Below are 11,075 nucleotides of genomic sequence, written 5' to 3' on the forward strand. Positions count from 1 at the left end.
GTATGCGGTTCATGGCCCCCTTCCATGGGATTAGCCTTGGGATGGGGGCCTTCACGCGCAGCCGTTGTGACTGGTGCTGCTGGTGAGGCTGCTGAGGCCCTTCCCAGGGCGCCTTCCAGGGTCACCCACGGTAGGTACCTCAAACACCCTTGGCCAAGAACGCTACTTATTGAGGGGTAAGGCAAATATGGCACGGTCGGCTCCCGCTGCCCCAGCGTCGAAGCGTGCTGTCCTGAAGGCCCTCAGGACACGTCACGTTTGGCTTACCCCTCAACTCACGACGGCGCTTTCAGGACCACCGTGTCGTCCGGGCCGACGACGCGGCCGTCCGCGGCGTGGACCTCGAGCGCCCGCAGCGGACGCCGGCCGTCGCGGTCCACCAGCTCCGACCGCGGTTCGCCCTCGGTGAAGAAATGCGCCTCTCCCCATTGCCGCAACGCGACGATCACCGGGAACAGGTCGCGTCCCTTCGCCGTCAGGACGTATTCGCTGTAGGTGCTCCCGTCCGAAGCCGGGACCACGTCGAGCACGCCGTGCGCGACGAGCGCGCGAAGCCTGGCGGACAGGATGTTCTTCGCGACACCCAAACTGCGCTGGAACTCACCGAAGCGACGGACGCCGTCGAAGGCGTCGCGCACGATCAGGAGTGACCACCAGTCGCCGATCGTGTCGACCGAACGCGCCACCGGGCACGAAGCTTCGTCGAACGTCGTCCGCTTCACCATGGTTGCATCTTACAACCGGAATGCTCTACCGTCCGAGTGGTAGCAAGTTGAAACCACCATGGAGGGTCTGTGCGCCGCGGAGTCGTCCTGCTGTTCGCCGTGGCCGCCGGGACGGCCGTCGCCACGATCTACTTCGCCCAGCCACTGCTGGTCACCATGGGCACCGACCTCGGTATCGCCGCGTCGACGGTGGGCGCCATCGTCACGCTCACCCAGCTCGGCTACGGCCTCGGCCTGTTCCTCCTGGTCCCGCTCGGGGACCTGCTCGACCGCCGCCGGCTCGTCGTCGGGCAGCTGACGCTGCTGGCCGTCGCCGAACTGGTCGCCGCGACCGCCGCGAACGGTGCGGTGCTGTTCGCCGGGATGGCGGCGATCGGCGTGCTCGCGGTCGTCACGCAGATCCTCGTCGCGTTCGCCGCGTCGCTGGCCGTTCCCGCGGGACGCGGACGCGTGGTCGGGCTCGTGACGACCGGCGTCGTCCTCGGGATCCTGCTCGCGCGCACGGTGTCGGGCGCGCTGGCCGACGTCGCGGGCTGGCGCGCCGTGTACCTCTCCTCCGCCGGTGTGACAGTGCTGATCGCGATCATGCTGTACCGCGTGCTGCCGGCCTCGGCCCCCACCGGCCCACGGCTGGCTTACGGGCGGCTGCTGCGTTCCACGGTGTCCCTCTTCGTCCGGGAACCGGTCTTCCGGTTGCGCGGGACACTCGCGCTGCTGACTTTCGCCGCGTTCGGCACCCTGTGGAGTTCCGTCGTCCTACCGCTCAGCGAAGCAGGCCACTCGCATACCGTCATCGGCGCTTTCGGCCTGGCAGGCGCGGCGGGCGCGCTGGCGGCGGCACCGGCCGGACGGCTCGCGGACCGCGGTCGGGCGCAGTGGACGACCGGGATCGCGCTGGGCCTGCTCCTGATCTCGTGGGTGCCGCTGGGTTTCACGCGCGTATCGCTCTGGGCACTGGCGGCGGGCGCCATCCTGCTCGATTTCGCCGTCCAGGCCGTGCACGTCACGAGCCAGACGCTGATCTACCCGCTCCGGCCGGACGCCGGCAGCAGGCTGATCGGCGGCTACATGATCTTCTACTCCGTCGGCAGCGGCCTGGGCGCCATCGGCTCCACGACCGTCTACGCCTTCGCGGGCTGGACCGGTGTTTGCCTGCTGGGCGCGGGCTTCAGCGCGTTGGCACTCAGCGTGTGGAGCCTCAAAGCCGCTCGATGATGGTGACGTTCGCCGTCCCGCCGCCTTCGCACATCGTCTGCAGTCCGTATCGCCCGCCCCGACGTTCGAGTTCGTGCAGCAGGGTCGCGAACAGTTTCGTCCCGGTCGCCCCGATGGGATGACCGAGCGCGATACCGCCGCCGTTGACGTTGACGCGGTCCGGATCGGCGCCCATCTCCTCGATCCACGCCAGAACCACGCTCGCGAACGCCTCGTTGACCTCGAACAGGTCGATGTCGTCGATGCTCAGCCCGGTTTTCCGCAGCGCGTGCGCGGTCGCCGGGATCGGCCCGGTCAGCATCCACACCGGATCGGCCGCCCGCACCGAAAGATGGTGGATCCGCGCACGCGGCGTGAGGCCGTGCTCCGCGACGAACTTCTCCGACGCGAGGAGCGTCGCGCTGGCGCCGTCCGAGATCTGGCTGGCCACGGCCGCCGTGATCCGCGAGCCCTCGCTCAGCGGTTTCAGCCCGGCCATCCGCTCCAGACTGGTGTCGCGCCTGGGCCCCTCGTCCAGGCCGGCACCGGCGAACGGCGCGATCTCGGCGGCGAACCGGCCTTCGTCGATGGCCGCGATCGCCCGCTGATGACTACGGAAGGCGTACTCCTCCATCGCCTCGCGGGTCAGATCCCAGTGTTCGGCGATCATGTCGGCACTGCGGAACTGCGAGACCTCGACGCTGCCGTACCGCTCCTGCCAGCCCTTCGAACCGGAGAACGGATCGTCGAAGCCGTACTCCCGTCCGGCCAGCATCGCCGCGCTGATCGGGATCGCGCTCATGTTCTGCACGCCGCCAGCGAGGACGAGGTCCATCGTGCCGGACAGCACCGCCTGCGCGGCGAAGTGCACGGCCTGCTGGCTCGAACCGCATTGCCGGTCGATCGTCACGCCCGGCACGTGATGGCCGAAACCCGCCGCGAGCCACGCCGTCCGCGCGATGTTCCCGGACTGCGGCCCGAGCGTGTCACAGCAGCCGAGGATGACGTCGTCGACCAGATCGGCCTCGACCCCCGCTCGCTCGACGACGGCCTGGATGACGTGGGCGCCGAGATCGGCGGGATGGACTCCGCTGAGCGCTCCCCCGCGTTTGCCGACGGGGGTCCGGACCGCGTCCAGTACATACGCTTCACCCACGTTTCCTCCTCTTGGTCGCGATGCCGTCCAGCAGGATCCCGAGGTACTGCTGCGCGACGTCGTCCGCGCTCAGCGTGCCGCCGGGGTTGTACCAGCGCACCGCCACCCAGACGGTGTCGCGGATGAACCGGTAGGTGAGTTCGACGTCGAGGTCCTCGCGGAACACGCCCGCCGCGATCCCGTCGGTGAGGATCCCGTTCCACAGCTTGCGGAATTCGGTGTTGCGGTCGGCGAGGTAGCCGAATCGCGGCAACTGCATGAGGTGCTTCGCTTCGGCCTGGTAGATCGCCACCTCGGCGGGTCGCCGGTGAATGGATTCGAACGACGCCACGACAACGGCTTCGAGGGTTTCCCTCGGGCCTTTGCCTTCCGCGACGATCTCGGCGTAGGCGCCGAAGAGTTCGTCGAGGAAACCGGTGAGGATCTCGTCGGCCATCGACTCCTTCGAGTCGAAATGGTGGTAAAGGCTGCCCGAAAGGATTCCGGCCGCGTCCGCGATGTCCCGCACGGTGGTGGAGACATAACCGCGCTCCGCGAACAGCTTCGCCGCGAGGGCGAGCAGTTCGGCGCGGCGGGACCCTGGACTGGACTTCATCGAAACCTCACGCATGCTGGGAACTCACGGACACGACCTCGCCGGTGAGGTACGACGAGTACTCACTGGCGAGGAACACCATCACATTCGCCACTTCCCAGGGTTCCGCCGCCCTCCCCGAGACCTCGCGCGCGGTGAGTTCGGTGAGCAGTTCCTCGCTGGTCACCTTGGCGAGGAACGGATGCATCGCCAGGCTCGGCGCGACGGCGTTGACCCGGATGCCGTGTCCGGCGACGTCGACGGCCGCGCACCGGGTGAGCGCCATGACACCCGCCTTCGCCGCCGCGTAATGCGCCTGTCCGGCCTGCGCGCGCCAGCCGATCACCGAAGCGTTGTTGACGATCACGCCGCCACCGCCTTGGGCGATGAACCGGTTCACGGCGGCCCTCGTCGCGCGGAACGTGCCGTTGAGGGTCACGTCGATGACCCGGGCCCACTCGTCGTCGGTCATGTCCACTATGGACTTGGTACCGCCGAGGCCGGCGTTGTTGATCAGCACGTCGATCCGGCCGTAACGCTCGGCGGCGCCGTCGAAGAGCGCCTGGATCTGCTCTTCCCGCGTGACATCACAAGCGATCGCGTGGACGTCGCCGAGTTCGGCGGCCTTCTCCGCGAGCCGCCGTTCGTGCCAGTCGCTGATCACGACGCGGGCGCCTTCCTCCAGCGCGCGTTTCGCCACCGCGGACCCGATCCCGGTCCCGGCCGCCGCCGTCACCACGACCACCTTGTCCCGCAGGAGATTCGCCCCCTCGGGGTACTTCGGCACCGGGATCACGGTCGCACCTCCCTTGGCAGGCCGAGTACACGCTCGGCGATGACATTGCGCTGGATTTCGTTGGAGCCGCCGTAGATGGTGTCGGCGCGGGTGAAGAGGAAAAGCCGCTGCCAGGCGTCGAGGCCGTCTTCGGCGAGCATCCCCCGCGCGCCGCGGACGAGCATCGCCAGCTCACCGAGGTCCCGATGCCAGTTCGCCCAGACCAGTTTGGACACCTCGGCCACGCCCGGCGACGAGTCGCCGAGGGTGCGGATCGCGTGCGCCCGCATGACCTCCAGGCCGACCCAGGCGCGGTCGATGCGCTCGGCGATGACCGGGTCGTCCGGCGCGATCCTGGTGAGTTCTTCGAGCTCCCGGCGGAAGCCGACCTGCTGCCCGAGCGTCGCGACACCGCGTTCGAAGGCGAGCGTGCCCATCGCCACCCGCCAGCCGTCGCCCGGTTCCCCGACGACGAGATCCTTGGCGGTGCGGGCGCCGTCGAAGAAGACCTCGTTGAACTCCGATGTTCCGGTGAGCTGTTTGATCGGGCGGACCTCGACGCCGGGCTGCCGCATCGGGACGAGCAAATAGGACAGTCCTTTGTGGCGCTTCGAGCCGGGTTCGGTGCGGGCGAGGACGAAACACCAGTCGGCGACCTGCGCGAGCGACGTCCACACCTTCTGGCCGCGCAGCACCCATTCGTCGCCCTCGAGGGTCGCGGTGGTCGATACCGCCGCGAGGTCGGAACCGGCGCCGGGCTCGGAATAGCCCTGGCACCACAGTTCCTCCACGGCCACGATCGGCGGCAGGAACCGGCTTCGCTGCTCCGGCGTGCCGAACGCGATCAGCGTGGGGCCCAGCAGTTCCTGCGCCAGGTGACTCACCCTCGCCGGCGCCCCCGCTCGCGCGTACTCCTCGTGGAAGACGACCTGCTGTTCGAGCGTCGCACCCTGCCCGCCGTACTCGACCGGCCAGCCGACGCAGGTCCAGCCCGCCTTGGCGAGCCTCCGCTCCCATTCGACGCGTTCGTCGAAGGCCTCGTGCTCCCGCCCCGGACCGCCCAAGCCACGCAAGTCCGGCGGCAGGTTTTCCGCCAGCCAGGTGCGCACACGGTCGCGAAAGCCGTCCTGGGTCACGCACGCCTCCTCTAGCCAAACCAGAGCCTGCTGCGTAGGCTACCCTACCAAGCACTTGCTAGGGAGGCTCGATGTCCCCAGGGACCATCCCGGCGGCGCTCGACACGGCCGCGGAGCGCTTCGCCGGGCGGGAAGCCCTCGTCGACGGCGAAGTCCGGCTCACCTATGGCGAACTCGCGCGCCGGGTACGGCAGGCGGCACGGTTCTTCGAGGGCCACGAACGGGTCGCGCTCTGCTCCCCCAACACCTGGCACTGGGTCGTCGCCGGGCTCGGCGCGCTGTACGCCGGCGCGACGCTCGTCCCGGTCAACACCCGGTTCACCGCCCGCGAGACCATCGACATCCTCGACCGCGCACGGGTTTCCGCGCTGGCGATCACCGGCACCTTCCTCGGCACGGACAGACTGGCGGACCTCGGCACGGCCCGCCCCGGGACGGTGCTGCGCATTCCTGTCGAAGGCGTCGAAGATCCGGTCGACGGCGTCACGGAATGGGACGCGCTGGCCGATCTTGACAGCGATTTCGTCAGCCCGGCGCGAGCAGGCGACGTCAGCGACATCCTGTTCACCTCGGGGACCACCGGCCGCAGCAAGGGCGCGATGAGCAGCCACCGGCAGGCGCTGAGCGTCGCCGAGGCCTGGGCCGGCTGCGGTGGCCTGACCGAGACCGACCGCTATCTCGTGATCAACCCGTTCTTCCACAGCTTCGGATACAAGGCGGGCATCCTGGCCGCGGTACTGCGCGGCGCGGCCATCCTGCCACAGCGCACCTTCGACGTCCGGGAAACCCTGCGCCTCATCGAAACCGAGCGCGTCAGCGTGCTTCCCGGCGCGCCGACGATCTACCAGGTGCTGCTGGACGCGCCCGAACGCGCGGACCACGACCTGTCCAGCCTGCGGCTCGCGGTCACCGGCGCCGCCCCGGTGCCGGTCCCGCTCGTCGAGCGGATGCGGGCGGAGCTGGGGTTCGACGCCGTGCTCACCGCCTACGGGCTGACGGAAGCCGTCGTCGCGACCATGTCCCGCCCCGAGGACGACGCGGAACTGGTGTCGAACTTCTCCGGCCGGGCGACGGCCGGATTCGAGGTGAAACTCGGCGAGAACGACGAAGTCCTGCTGCGCGGGCCGAACGTGATGCTCGGCTATCTCGACGATCCCGAGGCCACCGCGAAAGCCGTCGACGCCGAAGGGTGGCTGCACACCGGTGACGTCGGGGTGCTGAACGAACGCGGCTACCTGAAGATCGTCGACCGGATCAAGGACATGTACGTCTGCGGCGGGTTCAACGTCTACCCGGCCGAGATCGAACAGGTGCTCAGCCGGCTGGACGGTGTCGCGGAAGCGGCCGTCATCGGTGTGCCCGACGAGCGGCTCGGCGAGGTCGGCAAGGCGTTCGTCCGGCCGCGGCCCGGCGCCGAACTGTCCACAGAGGACGTGTTGGCGTACTGCGAGGGCGAATTGGCCAACTACAAGCGTCCTCGCTTTGTCGACTTCGTGGCAGAAATCCCACGGAATCTCTCGGGGAAAGTACTGAAACGCGTGTTGCGGGAGGAGAACGGATGACCGTCGAGTACGAGCGACGCGGGCCGGTGGCCGTCGTCACGATGAACCGGCCGGAGTACCGGAACGCGCAGAACTCGACGATGACCTACGCGCTCGACGCGGCGTTCACCCGTGCCGTGGACGATCCCGAGGTCAAGGTGATCGTGCTGGCCGGGGCCGGTAAGCATTTCTCCGCCGGGCACGACATCGGGACCCCGGAACGTGACGTGGACGTCTCCTTCGAGCGCAAGGCGGTCCTGTGGTGGGACCATGTCGGCGCGGAGGGCGGCGACCAGCGGTTCGCGCGCGAGTCGGAGGTCTACCTCGGCATGTGCCGCCGGTGGCGCGAGATCCCGAAACCGACCATCGCGAGCGTGCAGGGCGCGTGCATCGCGGGCGCGCTCATGCTGGCGTGGGTCTGCGACCTGATCGTCGCCTCCGACGACGCGTTTTTCGCCGATCCCGTGGTGCGGATGGGGATCCCCGGCGTGGAGTACTTCGCGCATCCCTGGGTGCTCGGCCCGCGTGCGGCCAAAGAGGTGTTGTTCACCGGCGAACGCTTCACCGCACAGCAGGCCAAGGAATGGGGCATGTTGAACCGTGTCGTCCCGCGAGCCGACCTCGAAACCGAGACGATGGCGCTGGCGGAGAAGATCGCCGTGATGCCGAGGATGGGTCTCGCTCTCGCCAAGAAGGCCGTCAACCAGGCCGAAGACCTGATGGGCCTCCGGTCCGGAATGGACTCCGTGTTCGGGCTGCATCACTTCGCGCACGCGCACAACGCCGAAGTGTCCGGCGGCGACTCCCTGGGCGGGCAGGACGCGCGCTCGATGCGGGACGCGAGTTCGTGATGAACCTCGACCTGGACGAGCAGACACTCGCCTTCCGTGACGAAGCACGCTCCTGGCTCGCCGCGAACGTTCCCGCCGAGCCGCTGAAGTCGTTCGACACCGCCGAAGGTTTCGCGCAGCACCGGGACTGGGAGGCCGAACTGGCCGACGCCCGGTGGTCGGTCGTCTCGTGGCCGCGCGAATTCGGCGGCCGGGACGCGAGCCTCCTGGAATGGGTGCTGTTCGAGGAGGAATACTACGCGGCGGGGGCGCCGTTGCGGGTCAACCAGAACGGCATCTTCATGCTCGCGCCCACGTTGTTCTCCCATGGCACGGAGGAGCAGCAGCGCCGCGTCCTGCCGAAAATGGCTCGCTCGGAACAGGTCTGGGCGCAGGCCTGGTCGGAACCCGAGGCGGGCAGCGACATCGCCGCGCTGCGGAGCACCGCGACGCGCTGCGACGGCGGCTGGCGGGTCAGCGGGCAGAAGACCTGGAGTTCGCGGGCGACGTTCGCCGACCGGGCTTTCGGTCTCTTCCGCAGTGAGCCGGATTCGGTGCGGCACAAGGGTCTCACTTATCTGATGGTGGATCTGGCCGCCGACGGGGTCACCGTCCGGCCGATCCCCCAGCTCGACGGCGAACCGGGATTCGCGGAGATCTTCTTCGACGACGTCTTCGTCCCCGACGAAGACGTGATCGGCACGCCGGGTGAGGGCTGGCGGGTCGCGATGACGACGGCGAACAACGAACGCGGCCTGTCCCTGCGCAGTCCCGGCCGGTTCCTCGCCGCGGCCGATCGCCTGGTCTCGCTGTGGCGCGAGGCCGGTCGTCCCGCGCACACCGCCGACCGGGTCGCCGACGCTTGGATCGGCGCGCGGGCCTACCAGCTGTACACCCTCGGCACGGTCACCCGGCTTTCGGAAGGCGCCGAACTCGGGCCCGAATCGAGTGTCAACAAGCTGTTCTGGTCGCATCTCGACGTCACCCTGCACGAAACCGCGCTCGACATCCTGGGCCCGGAAGCCGAACTCCGCGGCCGGTGGAGCGACGGATGGCTGTTCTCCCTGGCCGGCCCGATCTACGGCGGGACCGACCAGATCCAGCGGTCCATCGTCGCCGAACGGCTGCTCGGCCTGCCGAAGGGAGCCCGATGAGGTTCGCGCTCTCCGGAGAGCAAGAGCAGTTCTCCCGCAGCCTGCACGATCTTCTGTCCGGTTTGGACACCGACACCGCCAACCGGTCTTGGGCGGCGGGCGATCCGGGGCCGGGCCTCAAGATCTGGCGACGGCTGGCGGAACTCGGCGTGACCGCGCTGGCGGTCCCCGAACAGTACGACGGGCTCGGCGCCACCCCGGTCGATCTGGCCGTCGCCTTCGAACGGCTGGGGTACCACTGCGTTCCCGGCCCGTGGACCGACACCGTGGCCGTCCTGCCGTCGTTGGTGGACGACGAGCTGCTGAGCTCGGTCGCGTCCGGCGAGACGCTGGCGTCGGTGTCGTTCGCCCCGCATGTGCCGTACGCCTTGGATTCCGACGTCGCCGACGCACGTCTCGCGGTCGAGAACGGCAGGCTGCGCGCGTTCACTCCCGGCGATCTTCTGTCCTCTGTAGACGGATCGCGACGCTTGTTCCCGCCAGTCTTGGGCGACGATCTCGGCACGGCGCTCGACGCGGACCGCGCCTTCGCCCTGGGCTGCCTGGCCACGGCCGCGCACCTCCTCGGCGCGGGGCGGTGGCTGCTCGACACGTCCGTCGCGTATGCCGCGCAACGCAAGCAGTACGGGCGGGAGATCGGCGGATATCAGGCGATCAAGCATCTGCTCGCCGATGTGGCGACCGCCCTCACGCTGGCCGAACCGCTGCTCTTCGGCGCCGCCGTCACCTTGGACGCGCGCGACGTCTCCGCGGCCAAGGTGGCCTGCGGCGACGCGGCGTACCTCGCCGCCCGGACCGGGCTGCAGGTGCACGGCGCGATCGGCTACACCGCGGAACACGCGCTCGGCCTGCGGCTGACCAGGGTCCGGGCGCTGGTCGGCGCCTGGGGCACGCCGCGGTTGCACCGGGAGCGGGTGCTGTCATGACGTTCACCGCCGAACAGGAGGCGCTGCGGGACAGCGTCCGGAAGCTATTGGAGCGGGAAGCGGATCCCTGGCCGGACCTGTGCGAACAAATCGGCGTCGCGGCGCTGGCCGTTCCCGAACGGTTCGGTGGCCTCGATGCCGGGACGACGGAACTGCAAGTGGTCGCCGAAGAACTGGGCCGCGTTCTCGCCGACGTCCCGTTCCTCGGTTCGGCCGTCCTCGCCGTGCACGCGGTCCTGACGACGGGCGACTCCGAGGCTTGCGAACGGCTGCTTCCCCGCCTCGCGGAAGGTGTCGTCGGCGCGGTGGCCTGGACCGACGCCGACGGCCGGTGGTCCGTACCGGCCTGCCGCGTCACCGGGTCCACAGTGGAGGGTGAGGCGCACTACGTTCTCCACGGCGACGAGGCCGAGATCATGCTGGTCGTCGCCGGGGGTTCGCTGTACGAGGTCACCGATTTCCGCGCCGTGCGGACCCCGGCGATGGACGAGACCCGGCGGTTCGCCCGCGTGACCTTCGACCACTCCCCGGCCCGGCTGATCGGCCCGGTCGATCTCACCGCACTGCGGGACGTCGCGTGCGCGGTGCTCGCCGCCGAGCAGGCCGGGGCGGCGGCGCGGGCGTTCGAGCTGACGGTGGAGTACAGCAAGCAGCGGCACCAGTTCGGCAGGCCGATCGGCGGTTTCCAGGCGCTGAAACATCGGATGGCGGACCTGCATGTCCTGGTGGAGACGGCGCGCTCGGCGGCCTACGCGGCGCCGGAGTCGAGCAGGCTGGCCGCGGTGGCGAAGGTGCACTGCTCGGAAGCGCTGGCGACCGTGGCGGGCGAGATGATCCAGCTGCACGGCGGGATCGCGATCACCTGGGAGCATCCGGCGCACCGCTTTTTCAAGCGGGCGCACGGGGCGGCGCGGCTTTTCGGTTCGGCCGGTGAGCATCTCGGGCGGGTGCGGCCGGCGTTGTGGTGTTTGGGGGTTTTTGGTTTTATACCCCAACACCCCAAACCACCCCACCCCCCCACCGGCGATTGGTGGGGGTGTTGTATTATTTGCCCCCAAATGTTG

General features: G+C 69.2%; 10 protein-coding genes and 1 pseudogene. 6 read left to right on the forward strand and 5 right to left on the reverse strand.

Annotation, left to right across the window (positions count from 1 at the left end; genetic code table 11):
* Nucleotides 1-275: 275 nt before the first annotated feature.
* A complete protein-coding gene (locus ACZ5ZX_RS20910; protein ID WP_465503648.1) occupies nt 276-725 on the reverse strand; it encodes a winged helix-turn-helix transcriptional regulator in 450 nt (149 codons plus the stop codon).
* A 69-nt stretch (nt 726-794) separates the two neighbouring features.
* Between ACZ5ZX_RS20910 and ACZ5ZX_RS20915 the strand changes: the two genes are divergently transcribed.
* Nucleotides 795-1,940, forward strand: coding sequence for an MFS transporter (locus tag ACZ5ZX_RS20915; protein WP_465503649.1), 1,146 nt, complete (start codon nt 795-797; stop codon nt 1,938-1,940).
* Here the strand turns inward: ACZ5ZX_RS20915 and ACZ5ZX_RS20920 are convergent.
* The 4 genes from ACZ5ZX_RS20920 to ACZ5ZX_RS20935 are packed head-to-tail and all read right to left on the reverse strand — an operon-like array spanning nt 1,924 to nt 5,560.
* Nucleotides 1,924-3,075 carry an acetyl-CoA C-acetyltransferase gene (locus tag ACZ5ZX_RS20920; protein ID WP_465503650.1) on the reverse strand — a complete coding sequence of 384 codons (1,152 nt, stop codon included), beginning with the start codon at nt 3,073-3,075 and terminating at the stop codon, nt 1,924-1,926. The genes ACZ5ZX_RS20915 and ACZ5ZX_RS20920 overlap by 17 nt on opposite strands.
* Nucleotides 3,068-3,670, reverse strand: coding sequence for a TetR/AcrR family transcriptional regulator (locus tag ACZ5ZX_RS20925; RefSeq protein WP_465503651.1), 603 nt, complete (start codon nt 3,668-3,670; stop codon nt 3,068-3,070). The genes ACZ5ZX_RS20920 and ACZ5ZX_RS20925 overlap by 8 nt, the downstream gene beginning before the upstream one ends.
* Nucleotides 3,671-3,677: 7 nt before the next feature.
* Complete coding sequence (locus tag ACZ5ZX_RS20930; RefSeq protein WP_465503652.1) at nt 3,678-4,445, reverse strand: SDR family oxidoreductase; 768 nt, start codon at nt 4,443-4,445, stop codon at nt 3,678-3,680.
* A complete protein-coding gene (locus ACZ5ZX_RS20935) occupies nt 4,442-5,560 on the reverse strand; it encodes an acyl-CoA dehydrogenase family protein (RefSeq protein WP_465503653.1) in 1,119 nt (372 codons plus the stop codon). Before ACZ5ZX_RS20935 ends, ACZ5ZX_RS20930 begins: the two co-directional genes overlap by 4 nt.
* 71 nt (nt 5,561-5,631) lie before the next feature.
* Here ACZ5ZX_RS20935 and ACZ5ZX_RS20940 point away from each other — a divergent pair, with 71 nt between their 5' ends.
* From ACZ5ZX_RS20940 to ACZ5ZX_RS20960, 5 genes and pseudogenes are all read left to right on the forward strand, one after another.
* A complete protein-coding gene (locus ACZ5ZX_RS20940; RefSeq protein ID WP_465503654.1) occupies nt 5,632-7,122 on the forward strand; it encodes a FadD3 family acyl-CoA ligase in 1,491 nt (496 codons plus the stop codon).
* Entirely contained in the window at nt 7,119-7,952 is an 834-nt protein-coding gene (locus ACZ5ZX_RS20945) for an enoyl-CoA hydratase (RefSeq protein ID WP_465503655.1), read from the forward strand. Before ACZ5ZX_RS20940 ends, ACZ5ZX_RS20945 begins: the two co-directional genes overlap by 4 nt.
* A complete protein-coding gene (locus tag ACZ5ZX_RS20950; RefSeq protein WP_465503656.1) occupies nt 7,952-9,085 on the forward strand; it encodes an acyl-CoA dehydrogenase family protein in 1,134 nt (377 codons plus the stop codon). Before ACZ5ZX_RS20945 ends, ACZ5ZX_RS20950 begins: the two co-directional genes overlap by 1 nt.
* Nucleotides 9,082-10,011 (forward strand): acyl-CoA dehydrogenase family protein, encoded by a 930-nt coding sequence (locus ACZ5ZX_RS20955; RefSeq protein ID WP_465503657.1) that lies wholly within the window; start codon nt 9,082-9,084, stop codon nt 10,009-10,011. Before ACZ5ZX_RS20950 ends, ACZ5ZX_RS20955 begins: the two co-directional genes overlap by 4 nt.
* Nucleotides 10,008-10,973: pseudogene (locus ACZ5ZX_RS20960) on the forward strand (acyl-CoA dehydrogenase family protein); the annotation flags it as partial. The gene ACZ5ZX_RS20955 and the pseudogene ACZ5ZX_RS20960, both read left to right, overlap by 4 nt.
* Nucleotides 10,974-11,075 lie beyond the last annotated feature (102 nt).

This window comes from Amycolatopsis sp. NPDC033938 (genome assembly GCF_055575975.1).

What these genes read in the sequence shown, in the direction of transcription:
- ACZ5ZX_RS20910 (WP_465503648.1), bottom strand. Translation starts at nt 725, where the DNA reads ATGGTGAAGCGGACGACGTTCGACGAAGCTTCGTGCCCGGTGGCGCGT.
- ACZ5ZX_RS20925 (WP_465503651.1), bottom strand. Translation starts at nt 3,670, where the DNA reads ATGAAGTCCAGTCCAGGGTCCCGCCGCGCCGAACTGCTCGCCCTCGCG.
- ACZ5ZX_RS20940 (WP_465503654.1), top strand. Translation starts at nt 5,632, where the DNA reads ATGTCCCCAGGGACCATCCCGGCGGCGCTCGACACGGCCGCGGAGCGC.
- ACZ5ZX_RS20945 (WP_465503655.1), top strand. Translation starts at nt 7,119, where the DNA reads ATGACCGTCGAGTACGAGCGACGCGGGCCGGTGGCCGTCGTCACGATG.
- ACZ5ZX_RS20950 (WP_465503656.1), top strand. Translation starts at nt 7,952, where the DNA reads ATGAACCTCGACCTGGACGAGCAGACACTCGCCTTCCGTGACGAAGCA.
- ACZ5ZX_RS20955 (WP_465503657.1), top strand. Translation starts at nt 9,082, where the DNA reads ATGAGGTTCGCGCTCTCCGGAGAGCAAGAGCAGTTCTCCCGCAGCCTG.